Annotated in this window: 13 protein-coding genes; 12 read left to right on the top strand and 1 reads right to left on the bottom strand. The window is 36.4% G+C overall.

Annotation, left to right across the window (positions count from 1 at the left end):
* Positions 1–51: 51 nt before the first annotated feature.
* The 11 genes from QQZ16_RS19905 (at position 52) to tuaH (ending at position 11,697) form a co-directional block, all read left to right on the top strand.
* Positions 52–855 (top strand): energy-coupling factor transporter ATPase, encoded by an 804-nt coding sequence (locus QQZ16_RS19905; protein ID WP_035415984.1) that lies wholly within the window; start codon positions 52–54, stop codon positions 853–855.
* Positions 840–1,697 (top strand): energy-coupling factor transporter ATPase, encoded by an 858-nt coding sequence (locus tag QQZ16_RS19900; protein WP_031535028.1) that lies wholly within the window; start codon positions 840–842, stop codon positions 1,695–1,697. The genes QQZ16_RS19905 and QQZ16_RS19900 overlap by 16 nt, the downstream gene beginning before the upstream one ends.
* A complete protein-coding gene (locus tag QQZ16_RS19895; protein WP_031535026.1) occupies positions 1,694–2,485 on the top strand; it encodes an energy-coupling factor transporter transmembrane component T family protein in 792 nt (263 codons plus the stop codon). The genes QQZ16_RS19900 and QQZ16_RS19895 overlap by 4 nt, the downstream gene beginning before the upstream one ends.
* A gap of 773 nt (positions 2,486–3,258) precedes the next feature.
* On the top strand, positions 3,259–3,918 hold the full coding sequence (locus QQZ16_RS19890) for a sugar transferase (protein WP_031535024.1): 660 nt from the start codon (positions 3,259–3,261) through the stop codon (positions 3,916–3,918).
* Positions 3,919–5,361 carry a teichuronic acid biosynthesis protein TuaB gene (tuaB, locus tag QQZ16_RS19885; protein ID WP_284561714.1) on the top strand — a complete coding sequence of 481 codons (1,443 nt, stop codon included), beginning with the start codon at positions 3,919–3,921 and terminating at the stop codon, positions 5,359–5,361.
* 35 nt (positions 5,362–5,396) lie between these two features.
* Positions 5,397–6,626 (top strand): teichuronic acid biosynthesis protein TuaC, encoded by a 1,230-nt coding sequence (gene tuaC / locus QQZ16_RS19880; RefSeq protein ID WP_284561713.1) that lies wholly within the window; start codon positions 5,397–5,399, stop codon positions 6,624–6,626.
* The gene (locus QQZ16_RS19875) at positions 6,623–7,552 is read left to right on the top strand and encodes an NAD-dependent epimerase/dehydratase family protein (RefSeq protein WP_284561712.1); all 930 of its coding nucleotides are present in this window, start codon (positions 6,623–6,625) and stop codon (positions 7,550–7,552) included. Before tuaC ends, QQZ16_RS19875 begins: the two co-directional genes overlap by 4 nt.
* A gap of 31 nt (positions 7,553–7,583) precedes the next feature.
* Positions 7,584–9,023 (top strand): O-antigen ligase family protein, encoded by a 1,440-nt coding sequence (locus QQZ16_RS19870; RefSeq protein WP_284561711.1) that lies wholly within the window; start codon positions 7,584–7,586, stop codon positions 9,021–9,023.
* A gap of 29 nt (positions 9,024–9,052) precedes the next feature.
* Positions 9,053–9,727 (top strand): hypothetical protein, encoded by a 675-nt coding sequence (locus tag QQZ16_RS19865; protein WP_284561710.1) that lies wholly within the window; start codon positions 9,053–9,055, stop codon positions 9,725–9,727.
* Positions 9,728–9,734: 7 nt separating this feature from the next.
* Entirely contained in the window at positions 9,735–10,484 is a 750-nt protein-coding gene (tuaG, locus tag QQZ16_RS19860; RefSeq protein WP_284561709.1) for a teichuronic acid biosynthesis protein TuaG, read from the top strand.
* Between the two features lie 19 nt (positions 10,485–10,503).
* Positions 10,504–11,697 carry a teichuronic acid biosynthesis protein TuaH gene (gene tuaH / locus QQZ16_RS19855; protein ID WP_048718169.1) on the top strand — a complete coding sequence of 398 codons (1,194 nt, stop codon included), beginning with the start codon at positions 10,504–10,506 and terminating at the stop codon, positions 11,695–11,697.
* A 355-nt stretch (positions 11,698–12,052) separates the two neighbouring features.
* Here the strand turns inward: tuaH and QQZ16_RS19850 are convergent, their stop codons facing one another.
* Entirely contained in the window at positions 12,053–12,475 is a 423-nt protein-coding gene (locus QQZ16_RS19850) for an Rrf2 family transcriptional regulator (protein ID WP_284561708.1), read from the bottom strand.
* Positions 12,476–12,779: 304 nt separating this feature from the next.
* On the opposite strand from QQZ16_RS19850, the gene QQZ16_RS19845 reads away from it, so the two are divergent.
* Positions 12,780–14,168, top strand: a complete 1,389-nt coding sequence (locus QQZ16_RS19845) for a protoporphyrinogen oxidase (protein ID WP_284561707.1) — start codon at positions 12,780–12,782, stop codon at positions 14,166–14,168.
* Positions 14,169–14,309 lie beyond the last annotated feature (141 nt).

Below are 14,309 nucleotides of genomic sequence, written 5' to 3'. Positions count from 1 at the left end.
CTGATCACTAAGAGACTTGCACTTTTCTATTTAGGGATAGGGGGGATTAGTTTGGGTGTTGTTTTGGAAGTGGAAGGATTAAGCTTTCGATATGATAAAAAACAGGACAGGAGCAATATATCAGATGTTTCCTTTCAATTAAGAGAAGGGGAATGGACCGCACTTATTGGTCATAATGGAAGTGGTAAATCCACGTTAGCTCATTTGCTTGTTGGATTGCTTCAACCTGATGCAGGACAACTGAAAATAAACGGAACAGTTTTAAGGAAAGAATCAGTATCTTGGGATATCGGCATCGTTTTTCAAAATCCTGAAAATCAGTTCATTGGAACAACGGTAGAGGATGATGTTGCTTTCGGACTGGAAAATATAAATATGCCATATAAACAAATGAGAGAAAGAGTGGATAAGGCATTAGAAGATGTTGGAATGACCGAGTATCGGATGGCAGATCCTTCTCAATTATCAGGTGGTCAAAAACAAAGAGTTGCAATCGCAGGAATGCTTGCATTGCAGCCAAAGGTGCTCATTTTGGATGAAGCTTTTGTTATGTTGGATCCGAGAAGCAGAAAGGAATTAATGGACACAATACGTAAGTTAACAAACAAAGGAATGACAATCCTATCGATTACTCATGATATGGAGGAAGCAGCCCATGCAGATAAAGTTATGGTCATAAAGCAAGGGAAAGTAGCGAAAATAGAAAGTCCTTCCCAGCTATTTTTCACCGATTCATCACTTGAAAAGCCCTTTGCAGAAAAACTAAGAAATGCATTGAAAAATAGAAAGTGTAATGTTCCAGAAAAATATATGACAGAAGCAGAAATGGTGTTATGGATATGCAAATCGAATTAAAGGATGTGTCAGCAAATTATCAGCTCGGACCAATCCGTAAATCCAACGTATTAAATACCGTAAATCTTACAATTGAATCAGGGACTTTTACAGCGCTCATTGGAAGAACTGGTGCTGGGAAATCTAGCTTGTTAAAGATATTAAATGGCTTGCTTCTACCGACAAAAGGCAGTGTACGTATTGGAGAAACAGTCATTAAGCAACCGTATCCTAAAAAGGATATCCGGAACATTCGTAAACAAGTGGGAATGGTCTTTCAATTTCCAGAGTCCCAATTATTTGCTGAAACAGTGGAAAAAGATATTTGCTTCGGGCCCATGAATTTTGGCGTGCCTTTAGAAGAAGCGAAAAAAACTGCTAAAAAGATGATTGAGTTAGTGGGGCTAGAGCCATCCATTTTATCAAAATCCCCGTTTTCCTTATCGGGGGGGCAGAAAAGACGAGTTGCAATTGCAGGGATTTTAGCAATGGAACCTGCTGTGCTTGTTCTAGACGAACCTGGTGCTGGATTAGATCCACAGGGAAAAAAAGAAATTATGTCTCTCATTTCTAGTTGGCATCAACAAGAAGGCTTAACTACCATTTTGGTTACGCATGACATGGAGGATGTAGCTTTATACGCTGATCGTGTTATTTTAATGGATCAAGGAAAAATAATAAAATACGAAAAAACAAAAACGATTTTTACAGATTCAGATTTACTAGAGAGTTGGGGACTTGAATTGCCACAGGCTCGGCGCTATCAAATAAAAATTGAACAGGAAACAGGAATGAAATTACCAAAGATATGCCTAACGTTAGATGAGCTAGCAGATGCTTTGGTTATGGTGGGATTGGTATGAATAAATTAATTTTAGGGAGATATTTTCCTGGAGGATCATGGCTTCATCGGTTAGATGCTCGGGCAAAAATGATTTCAGTCATTTTACTTATAGTGATGCTATTTATAGCAGATAGTTGGCAAGCCTATTTATTTTTATGGCTCATCACATTTTCTATCATGCATTTATCACAAGTTCCATTTCGTACTTATGTACGGGGAGTAAGACCAATGATTTGGCTTATCTTATTCACAGTGGTATTACAAGTGCTATTTACTTCTGGAAGCAACGTATATGTAACTATGGGACCAATTACGATTTCAGAGTACGGCTTAATAAATGGAATTTTTATCTTTAGCCGTTTTGTCATGATGGTATTTTTATCAACGGTCTTAACATTAACAACGAAACCAATCGATTTGACAGATGGGATAAATAAATTATTATCACCATTACGCTTTGTAAAAGTTCCGATTGATGATATAAGCATCATGCTATCTATCTCCTTACGTTTCATTCCTAATTTACTAGATGAAACCCAAAAGGTAATGGATGCCCAAAGAGCAAGAGGTACAGTGTTTGGCGAAGGTTCATTATTTCAGCAAATGAAAACACTAGTGCCAATTTTTCTTCCTTTATTTGTTAGTTCGATAAATAGAGCAGAGGATATGGCTAATATGATGGATGTAAAAGGATATCGATCTGGAATAAAAAGATCTACTTTTCGGAGAATCAACTGGAAAAAACAAGATTCATGGTGTTTATGCAGTGTACTGTTCATTGGAATAGTCACATTATTATTAAATTGATTTTTGATTTTGAGTAAGGATTGTCTGTCAACCGATGTCGGTTGATGGGCAGTCCTATTTTATTTTTGGAAAGGGACAGAGTGGGACTTCTGAGCCCGGGGAGTGAGAAAAATAGGAGGAGACGGTAATAGAGAAGCTTTATCTAAGCCCGGGAGCCAGAAAAACAGGAGAAGAAGGTAACAGAGAAGCGCTCTCTGAGTCTGGTAACAAGAAAAACAGGAAGAAAAGGTAACAGAGAAGCGCTCTCTGAGTCTGGTAACAAGAAAAACAGGAAGAAAAGGTAACAGAGAGCCGTTCTCTGAGCCCATTAACAAGAAAAACAGGAAGAAAAGGTAACAGAGAGCCGTTCTCTGAGCCCATTAACAAGAAAAACAGGAAGAAAAGGTAACAGAGAAGCGTTCTCTGAGCCCATTAACAAGAAAAACAGGAAGAGAAGGTAACAGAGAAGCGTTCTCTGAGCCCATAAGCAAGAAAAACAGGAAGAGAAGGTAACAGAGAAGCGTTCTCTGAGCCCGTAAACAAGAAAAACAGCAAGGGACCGTAACAGACAGAATTAGCTTCCTCTGCAAAAGACTACCAAACAAAACATACAGTCAAATTCCATTAATGGATCACCACCTCATTCCATAAAAATCATCCATGTATATCGAAAAATAACTGGAAATTTACAATCATTTACCATTCTTTAAAATAGATTCAACGATTTATTAACAAAAGAACCATATACTAAATTTGTAAATAGCCCAGAAAGATAAAACTTTGAGGTGAAAAAAATGCAGGCTAACAGGAGTATCCATATTTTAAAAGAGATATCAATTGTACAAGCAAATAAACTTACATCATCAAAAAAAGTTTCCTCTTATCCATTTTTTAAAAGAATGATGGATCTCTTTATAGCAAGTATAGGTATTGTGATTTCACTCCCATTCATCCTATTGTTTGCTATTCTTATTCGAGTAGATTCCCCAGGTTCACCCTTCTATATTCAAAAAAGGGTCGGAAAGAATGGGAAATGCTTTCGTTTAATTAAATTGCGCTCGATGAGAAATGATGCAGAAAAAGATGGCGAAAAATGGGCGGAAGTAAATGATCCAAGAATTACAAAAGTCGGGACCTTTATAAGAAAAACGCGAATTGATGAATTACCCCAACTATTTTCTGTATTAAAAGGCGATATGTCCATAATTGGACCAAGACCAGAAAGACCGTCTTTTACAGCGAAATTTAGTGAAGAGATTGATGGGTTTTCCAATAGGCTTCTTGTGAAACCTGGGTTGACAGGTCTTGCACAAGTGAATGGCGGATATGATATTTCGCCAGAGGAAAAGCTCAAGTACGATCTTCAATATATTAATAATGTGACGTTTACTTTAGAGATGATCATTTTGTTAAAAACAATAAAGGTTGTCTTAACAGGAGAAGGTGCTAGGTAATTGGACTCCATTAAAAGCAAAATTAACAGTGGAGCAAAATGGACTAGTATAGCGACGTTAGTCATTACTCTATTACAGATGGGGCAGTTTGTAATACTAGGTAATGCAATGAGTGCAAGGGAATTTGGCATGATAGGCATGTTGACAACCATCATTATTTTTGCACAGATTTTTGTCGAACTGGGACTAGGGGCAGCTGTTATTCAAAAGCATCATGCAACAAATAGACAGTTGTCCACTTTATTTTGGATCAATATTCTTTTGGGGATTTTAATCTGTATTGTTATGCAGGCTGCTAGTCCTATTATTGCAGATTACTTTCAAACAAACGAGCTAGAGGGAAAAATACGCCTGTTATCTATTGTTTTCTTGATTGCTCCAATCGGCCAGCAATCCCAGTATCTAATGCAGCGCGACTTATCCTTTCAGCTATTAGGAAAAATAGAGACGATAGCAACTATTTTAAGCTTTGGGCTCTTAATTGGTTTGATTGTTTTCACGAAAGAAGACCCAATAAATGCGTATGTAATATCGCAGATTTGTCTCTATTCCTTGAAAGGAGTTCTTTTTTTTATTTGTTATCTTCCAAAGTGGAAACCAAGCTTTGTTTTAGATATGAAAGACTGTAAAGAATTCTTTTCTTTTGGGATATATCAGCTTTTATCTCGTCTCGTAAATCGTCTAGGTAGCAATGTAGATATGATTTTAATTGGGAGATTTATTGGAATGGAGGCATTAGGAATATATAGCTTAGTCTATCAAATAGTGACCATTCCTGTTCTTAAATTAAATCCAATTATAACAAGAGTTGCATTTCCAGTGTTTTCAAAAGATAAAAATAATAATCAGGCATTAGAAACTGGTTATCTGTACATGACCAAATTATTGGCGCTTGTTTCTTTTCCGCTGCTACTCGGGCTTTATTCTGTTGCAGATATAGTTATTCCTCTATTTTTTGGTGAGCAATGGGGAGAAGCCATTCCAATTTTGCAAATTATGATTATTGTCGGGATCCTAAGAGTCCTTATGAACCCAAATGGCAGCATCATTTTAGCCAAGGGAAAGGCGAATATTTCATTTTATTGGGATTCAGGAGTATTAGTTTGCTACAGTTTAGCACTGCTAGCAGCAGTTCAAAGTGAGCAGCTGGAAATGGTGGCATGGACATATGTAGCTGTAAGCATACTGAATTTTATAGGTGGAAGAATTTTATTAACTAGAATGATTGGCCTTCAACTAAAAAGATATATCAAAGTGTTGCTGTTGCCATTTATTCTTGCAGGAGTAAGTAGTGTGATCGCATTTGTATTGAAAAATCAAATGATTTCGCTCCACAATAATTTGGTTTGGACGCTAATATGGTCTGTGTTGATAAGTGGGATAAGCTACTTCTTGTTATTCCTTGTAACAAAAAAGCTAGAGCTTAGAGGAGAGTATCAATAATCGCAGATAAACCTATAGAAAGAGGGTTACGTATCATGAAGGTATTGTGGATAACCAGTGTTTACCCAAGTGAGGAGAACCCTGGAATTGGGGTGTTTCATGAAACACAGGTAAGAGCACTAACTTCTTTAGGAGTAGAAGTAACGGTTATTAATCCTATTCCCTTAAATACATCCATTATTAGAGTATGGAAGAAAAAGTATCGAAAAAAGAATCTCCCCTATTTAGAAAAGCGGAATGGTGTGAAGGTATACAGACCAGTGTATAGAGCAACTCCGGGTCAACTTCGTTGGTTTCAGCCGGACAAACGAATTGCAAGAAGCATTCTTAACACCTTGAAGAAGGAAAATCTCCATTTCGATTTTATCCATGCTCACTTTGCAATGCCCTCTGGAGGTGCTGCCAGAATAATTGCTGCTGAATGTCAGAAGCCATGGCTTTTAACACTGCATGGGAGTGATGTTCATATTTATCCTTCTTTCAGTCGAAGTGCAGAACGGATTTTTCAAAAAACGGTTAAATCTGCAGATGAAGTAATCGCCGTAGGGAAGCACCTTGCGATAGCAGCAGAGCGAAAAACAGGTAGGGAATGTACCCCGTTGCCAATAGGGATTGATTTAACGACATTCAAGATAACGGACGCCTCGATATGGAAAGCAAAGCGTAAAGGAGAGTTAACATTACCGAAGAGTAAAAAAATCATTCTGTATATTGGACGCCTGGTGAAAGAAAAGGGGATTTTTGAATTAGCAAACGCATTGCCTTTTCTTCCAGCAGAATATGTAGTTGTTTATGTGGGTGATGGACCGGAAAAGGAAAGGCTACAAAGGCAGGAAATGTACAATGAACGATTGTTTTTAGTGGGACAAATTCCTAATGATAAAGTGCGAGAATATATACTTGCAAGCGATATTTTTATTTTACCGTCCTATTCGGAGGGGGTGCCAACCGTTGTAATAGAGGCGATGGCTTTAAAAATCCCAATTATTTGTACGAATGTAGGTGGGATACCAGATTTATTTGGTAAATATTCTAATCTATTAATCCAACCTAAATCGGTACAAGATATCGTAACAAGAGTAAAAGAGTTAATGGCTAATCCGATTTTCTATGAAGAGGTAATAGAAGAATTATCCAGGCACGTCCATGCAAATTACTCTGTAGTTGATAATGCTAAAAAACTAATAGAGAAATATGAAGGATTAACAAATAAGTCGACAAATTCTACTTATGAAATAAATCACATTTGGGAGGAAGCAAAATGACCAAGGTTCTAGTTACAGGTGGAGCAGGTTTTATTGGATCACATATTGTAGAAGCTCTATTAGAAGAAGGATATGAAGTAGTCGTTATCGATAATTTTTCATCAGGGAAGTTTGATCATATTAAAGATTTGCCTGTTAAAATTTGTCCCTTTGATATAACCGATCCAAGAGTAATCGATGTTATTGTCGACTTACATCCTTCCTTTATTATTCACCAGGCTGCCCAAGTAAGTGTGGCAGAATCGGTTCATGATATATTGCATGATGAAAATGTAAATGTAAAAGGATCTTTGCATGTGATTCAAGCAGCTATTCGTGCCTCTGTGGAGAAAATATTATTTGCTTCCTCTGCAGCTGTATACGGAAACCCTATGGCGCTTCCTGTTACGATAGATCATCCAACCTTACCAGAATCACCTTACGGATTGACTAAATTAACTGTCGAAAAATATCTAAAGCTAGCACATAAATTTTATGGCTTATCCTATGGGATTCTAAGATATAGCAATGTTTTTGGACCAAGGCAGGATGGCAAAGGAGAAGGCGGAGTTATTTCTATTTTTGCTGATCGTATTCTTGAAAATGAAGCGCCGATCATTTACGGTTCTGGAGAACAGACTCGAGACTTTATCTTTGTAAAAGATGTAGCATATGCAAATGTACAGGCATTAAAGCAACAAGAAAATGTTTGTTTAAATATTTCCTCAAATAATCGAATTTCTATCAATCAGCTTTGGGAAAAGATGGGGAAAATTAGCGGTTTTTCCTTTAATCCAATATATAAAGCAGAAAGAGCTGGAGATATTTTACATAGCATTCTTTGTAATGAGGAGACAATTGCACAATTGGAATGGATGCCTCGAACCAATTTAGAAAATGGATTGAGAGAAACCCTTTTCTCATCAAAAAAAGTTTTACAAAAGTAAGCGTAGAATAGGGAGGAAGGATTGTAGAAGTTTGGGAAATAATCGTACAGGAAGCAAAACAATAGGATTTACAGTCTTATTTATCGGTTGTCTTACCGTTTTATATGTGACAACGATGTATAAATTAACCTGGATACTTCCTATTGTAAGCATATGGATTTCTATACAATTAGGCGTTTATTTAAAATCAGTCATGACACTTGACCAATTATTCCGAAAGGTTATGTATGCCTTGCTGCTCTCTACCTTTCTTAACCAGTCCGTCATTAGTGTAAATGTTGGTGCCTTTTCTCTTTTTTTGTACAGAATATTGCTATTATTGGCAATTATTATGTACGTGTGCACTGCTTTATACAATAAAAGGCTGACGGTGGACTTTAATCGTAGTGGTCTGTCCTATATATGGTTATTTTTTGGTGGGTGGTTACTTTATGGAATTTTATCTGTTCTTTGGTCCCTCTCGATTATGGCATCCATTAAATATCTGTCCTTATTGATGATGGGGATAGCATTCGTTTATTTAGCAAGTATGACATTTAAAACAAGACTGCAATTGAAGTTCTTTTTGGCGGGCTGGCTTGGAATGACTGTTGTATTAGTTGGAATAGGCTTTGTGAATTATTTTTTCGCAATTCAATTGCCAAGTTCAGGGCTGTATGGAGCTTCTGTTCATAAACTAACCTACCCTACAGCTGTTTTTTTTAACCAGAATGATTTTGCTGTTTATCTGGGAATTTCCTTTTTCTTTTTCTTAGCTGTAGCAAAAAATGCTAAAAGAACCATGCTGAAAGGATCAACATTTCTTCTAAGTGTAATGGTCCTTATGCTTCTATATTTAACGGAATCACGTGCTGCCATGCTTGCGGTAGTAGGAGGAGGGTTAGTCTATCTATTCTTATTGATACCGAAAAGGTGGAAAAAGTTAATGCTGCTAACTCTTTTTGGATTATTTGTATTAGGGAGTCTCTTGTTTGCAAACAGAGGGATTGCCAAAGTTCATTTACTTATGGACTCAGCAGGAGAATATGGATTCGATGAAGTGCTGCCATCAAACCTGGCAAGAATCAATCTTTTAAGGAACACCTTCTATTATTTACTAGATTCATATGGATTTGGTATCGGGGCGGGGAATATCCCTTATTATTTGGAGCATGAAAGCTACTTTCCAACTGGAAATGTCTATCAAGTGCATAATTGGTTTGCAGAAATTGCAGGGAATTTTGGTTTAGTTATTCTACTTGGTTATTTATTTGTGTGGATCTATGCATTTATAGGGTTCTATCGAATCTATCAAAGGACTAACAGCAGTACGGATAAAATGCTGTTAGAAGCATCCATGATTGGAATGGTCTCTTTCCTCATTTCTAGTATTAGTCCAAGTTCAGTGATGAATTTATATTTCCATTGGGTGTTTCTAGGATTTATTTTATCTACATTATCTGTTTATAAAAATAAAAAGCTAGAATCTTAACTTTCATAGCGGAAAGGGAGAGTTCGTTCGTGAAGTTCGGTTTATCACTTTTTACAGCCAGATTGAAAAGATACATTTTGACCTTATTAGTATTAAACCTCCTTCTCGGAGCAATTGGATGGTTTGCACCAGCAGGGAAAGAAATTACGGATGTAAAAGCAGAGGCAACGATTTTACTTGGAAATTATGAAAATGAGTATTTGAACAATAGTGAAGTAATCGCGTCCTTATTAAGAAATGAAACGACTTTTAAAGAATATTTACCAGATGTTGAGATTGATAGAGAGCAACTCCGTATTTCTACCGATGCACCGACAAAAATAAGCTTTGCTTTGACTGCAATAAATGAACGAGAAGCATTGGATTCATTATCAGAATTAGTAACAGCTTTTTTAGAAATGGATCAGCGATATTACAAAGAAAAGGATGAAATTATCTCAGAAAGCATTAATCAGGTTCAGGACAAGACCGTTTCAGAAGACTTGGTAGTAGATCAAGAGCGATTTTTATACGAGCTAAAAACGAAACAGTTAACACTTCAGCCAGCGATGCTAGTGAAGGATGTTATGGCAATTAAGGCAGATAACAGAGTAGTTTCTCAACAAGATCGGGCGCTTTTAGGAGTTATGATTGGAATCATGCTCAGTTGTTTATGGATAATCTATCCGGTGTTTATAAAATCTGAAACGGATTTAAAGAGGTGAATGTAGAATGGCTCCATCTGTATCCATTATTATGCCTTCATATAATTGTAAAGAATATATATCTTATAGCATCGAATCTGTCATAGAACAAACATACAAAGATTGGGAACTATTAATTGTTGATGATTATTCAACGGACGGAACGGTCGATTTATTAAAGGAATGGGAAAAGGGAGATGGACGCATTCGTATTTTTTACCAGACGGTGAATGAAGGAGCTGCTGTTGCCAGAAACATAGCACTAGCTCATGCCCGTGGAAGATACATCGCTTTTTTAGACAGTGATGATAGATGGAAAAAAGACAAGCTTGAAGCACAGTTAGCTTATATGATGGATAACAAATATGCTTTTACCTTTACTGCCTATGAGTGGATTGATCAAAAAGGAGAGTATTTAAATAAATATATTCGTGCTCCTAAGCGAGTTGACTATCAAACGATGCTAAAAAATACAATTGTCGGTTGCCTTACTGTATTAATTGATCGTGACCAAGTGGGAGATTTCCGTATGCCTAATATCCGTACTCGGCAAGACTTGGCAACCTGGCTAATGATTTTAAAAAGAGGATTCCGTGCGTTTGGCTTAAATGAAATACTAGCAGAATACAGGGTGAGAAATGAATCTATCTCCAAAAACAAATGGAAGGCAGCAAAAAATAATTGGCATGTGTATCGCCAAATAGAGCAGTTGAATTTCTTGCAGTCGTCTTGGTATTTTTCTCATTATGCCTATAATGCTATCCGGAAAAGACTGTAAAAGGTAAGGAGATATTAAAATGAGAACAATCCATGTTATTGTGGCGACTGGTATTTGGAATCTAGATCATTTAACATACCGTAGACATCGATTTGCAGAGTTCCTACAAAAACAGCAAGATACAGAGGAAGTAATTTGGCTTTGTCCAGGGCAAAAGCAAATGCCGGAAGTAACGAAATTAGAAAATGGCATTTATCAATGGATAATTGGTGATTTGGGAAATCATAAAATACAACGATTCGCTCGATTTATTCCCTGTTTTTATCAAAAGAAGCTTCGCAGCTTGAGCAACTATTTAGCAGAGAAGAAAGGGCGGTACTTGGTGAAATTATGGTATACTTACCCAGCATTGCCGACCCTCTATAAGATATATGATTGGGATCAGATCGTTTATGATTGTAGTGATCTATGGGCAGAACAGTTAAGTGGAAAATTTTCTATTCTTGCCTATTTAAAACAAAGAGTCATTTTGAAAAGTGAACAAAGAATTGTAGAGAAAGCGAGTTATATTACTTGTACTTCTAGTTTTTTAAAAGAGGAATTAATCAACCGAATGCCTGTCTATCACAACAAAATTTACACGTTTGAAAATGGTGTGGAATATGGGCTTTTTCAAAAACAGGCGAAAAATGTTCCTCTAATAGATAAAGAGCAACTAACGATTGGGTATATTGGAGGAATCAAGCCAAAGCTTGATTTTAATCTTATTCAGCAAATAGCACAAAGAAGGAAGGATTGGCGGATATTATTGGTGGGACCTGATGGCACTAATTCTAGCCAAGAATTTATGCAATTATTGGAGGAGTCAAATGTTCATTGGGCTGGAAGTGTACCGAGAGAGCAGGTTTCGGAATATATGCATACATTAGACATTGGGATAATGCCATATAAGGATACCCAATACAATAAAGCTATTTTTCCATTAAAGCTGTTTGAGTTTCTTGCTGCTGGAAAGCCAGTGATAGGGATGAACCTCCCCTCAACAAAGGAATATGTAGAAGAAGGTGTTTATGAACTTCTGCAGGGTGGGCTGGAAGTGGATACATATATTCAAGCATGTGACAAGATGATGAACATAGCTAGAAATCAAGAGTGGGAAAAAAGAAGAAAGCAAATTGCTAAGACAAAAGATTGGGAGACGATTTTCCAAGAAATTATTCATATAAATAAAGATAGAGAGAGTCTGGGTCAAAACAAAATAACTAATCTTTAAAGACGAATAATTTCTAATGTAGTCTTAAATAAAGCTACTTCCTCATGATGGTTATCTATGTTTTCAAATAAAATTATGCGTAAAAACTAAGTCGTTCCATTGCGCTACAGACGCACGATGCGCCGGGGAGGAAGCTGAGCCTCCTCACATGCGCTGTGGGGTCTAAAGCGTCTCTATTTCCCGCAGGAGTCGAGCGTCCTCCGCTCCATTTCACTTCGTTTTTAAACCTTTTTCTCAACTGATAAACACGAATTTTTATGTATATTAAGTATATAAAAGTTCGTGTTTATTTTTAGTTGAAATACTTATGTCCCAGCCTCTTCTTTGTGTTCTATTTTAAAATATTCAATTGATGTTATATCTTACTGTATAAATCCATTTCTTCCATTACATCCAGCAAGGTAATTTGTGTTAATTCCTTTTCCATTGATTTCTGGATAGTAGAAAAAGTCTTCTCTAGTGTAGGATAAATTTTACAGCCGATTGGACAATCGTGATTTGGGTGATCGTGTAGCGCAAACCATTCACTTTTTGATTGAACAGCTAAATAAATGTCCAAAAGAGAGATGTCAGCAGGAGATTTTAATAGAATAGCCCCTGAAATTCCTGCTCTACTCGTTAATATTCCAGCTTTTTTCAAAAGACCACACATTCTTCTTATCACTACAGGGTTTGTATTAACACTTTCTGCAATAGAATCAGAGGTTATTTGTTCATAAGGTTTCGAGGCAATTAAAGATAGGATATGGATAGCAACAGATAGTCGACTGTTAGCCATATAAATAGACACCACCGATCAAATTTTTTGTCATTCATCAGGAATACGTTATAATTGTTGCGTTGTAAAAAAAGAATAGTGATTCTTTCGACAAGCGCTTACATTCTGTGGTTAACATTATTATACAATGGATTTTACTACCATATGCGGTTAAATTTCTGCTAAATTGTGAACAAATAGACACAAAAAATATGTTGATAAATAGAAAGAAAATGGTAAACCTGTTTTATAATAAAAACAGCTAAGAAATCGTAGAGAAAACAAGTTTTTAGATATTGTCATTAGTAAATGAGGTGTAGGAATTGTGAAAACAGTTTTAGTCGTTGGTGGTGGAATAACGGGGTTAACTGCCATGTATTATTTACAAAAACAAAACAGGGAAAGAAACTTAGGGCTCCGTTTAGTGCTAGTAGAATCAAATGAATATCTTGGTGGGAAAATTCATACCGTAAAAAAAGATGATTTTATTATGGAAACTGGAGCGGATTCTATTGTCGCGCGGAATAAAAATGTTCTCCCCTTTGTAAAGGAACTGAACTTAGAAGAGGAACTTGTTTTTAATGCAACAGGAACATCCTATATTCATACTCAAAATAAGTTGTTAGAAATTCCTAAGGATTCTATATTCGGCATTCCGATGACGTTAGAAGCACTTTTTACAAGTGAGCTTCTATCTACGCGAGGGAAGATAGAGGCTTTAAAGGATCTTTTTCGAACAAATATATGCTTTACGAAAGAATCGTCTATTGGTGAGTTTTTAAAGTATTATCTCGGAAAAGAAATTGTGGAAAAACAGATTGCACCAGTTCTTGCTGGTGTATATTCAGGTAATATTTATTCGTTAACAATGGGATCTACCTTGCCTTATCTATTGGATTATAAAGAAAAGTATGGGAGCATTATCCGTGGCCTTGGAAAGAATAAAGACACATTTCAGTCTGCTGCGAATAAGAAATTTATCTCATTTAAAAAAGGGTTATCTACTATTATTAATCGATTGGAAGAAGTACTAACAGATGTAACGATTTTAAAGGGAATTGCAGTTACAGGCATGAAAAAAATAGATGATCAATATGAAATTAAGTTATCAAATGGGGAACAGCAAATAGTGGATACTGTAGTGTTATCGACACCTCAAGATATAACGCAAAGAATTTTAAACAAGGAAGAGTTGAACCCGATATTCGGCAAATTAAAGAATTCATCGAATATTACCCTGTATTTATCCTATGACATATCAGATGAAGAGCTGCCTAAAGACGGAACGGGATTTATTGTTGCAGAAGATAGTGATATTGTTTGTAATGCATGTACGTGGACAAGCAGAAAGTGGAAACATACTTCAAAGAATAATCAGCTATTATTGCGGCTTTTTTATAAAAAAACGAATCCGGCCTTTGCGCGATTAAATAGTCTGACAGAAGAAGAGCTGATAAAAGAGGCAAAGAAGGATATTGAGAAGAGTTTAGGAATTACATCGAATCCAAAAAGCTATGAAGTGACAAAGTGGGAAAATGCGATGCCGGTTTATTCTTTAGATCATAAGCAAGCGGTAGAAGTACTTACTCAAACCTTAGCTGACTTATATCCAAATGTGTATCTTGCAGGATGTTCATACTTCGGGGTAGGGATTGCCGCATGTATGGCAAATGGGGAAGAAACAGCCGTGAAATTATTAAATTCAATAGAATAGTCAAAAAAGGCAGAGCCGCTTTACAATGGAAAGGTTCTGCTTTTTTCTGTGCAACCTATAAATCTGGTGGTTATTTTACTGTCATTTATAGCAAAATAGAGGTTTTTTTCGTTCTTAGCTAGTATCAACTTTTAACAAGAA

The sequence above is a fragment of the Bacillus sp. T2.9-1 genome (assembly GCF_950097965.1).
Lineage (GTDB): Bacteria > Bacillota > Bacilli > Bacillales > Cytobacillaceae > Niallia > Niallia hominis.
Note: the sequence above shows the minus strand (reverse complement) of the source record. Positions and strands in the feature narration are given on the sequence as shown.

Excerpts from the sequence above, each read along its gene's own strand:
- QQZ16_RS19890 (WP_031535024.1), top strand. The coding sequence starts at position 3,259 with ATGCAGGCTAACAGGAGTATCCATATTTTAAAAGAGATATCAATTGTA.
- QQZ16_RS19875 (WP_284561712.1), top strand. The coding sequence starts at position 6,623 with ATGACCAAGGTTCTAGTTACAGGTGGAGCAGGTTTTATTGGATCACAT.
- QQZ16_RS19895 (WP_031535026.1), top strand. The coding sequence starts at position 1,694 with ATGAATAAATTAATTTTAGGGAGATATTTTCCTGGAGGATCATGGCTT.
- tuaG (WP_284561709.1), top strand. The coding sequence starts at position 9,735 with ATGGCTCCATCTGTATCCATTATTATGCCTTCATATAATTGTAAAGAA.
- QQZ16_RS19850 (WP_284561708.1), bottom strand. The coding sequence starts at position 12,475 with ATGGCTAACAGTCGACTATCTGTTGCTATCCATATCCTATCTTTAATT.
- tuaH (WP_048718169.1), top strand. The coding sequence starts at position 10,504 with ATGAGAACAATCCATGTTATTGTGGCGACTGGTATTTGGAATCTAGAT.
- QQZ16_RS19900 (WP_031535028.1), top strand. The coding sequence starts at position 840 with ATGCAAATCGAATTAAAGGATGTGTCAGCAAATTATCAGCTCGGACCA.
- tuaC (WP_284561713.1), top strand. The coding sequence starts at position 5,397 with ATGAAGGTATTGTGGATAACCAGTGTTTACCCAAGTGAGGAGAACCCT.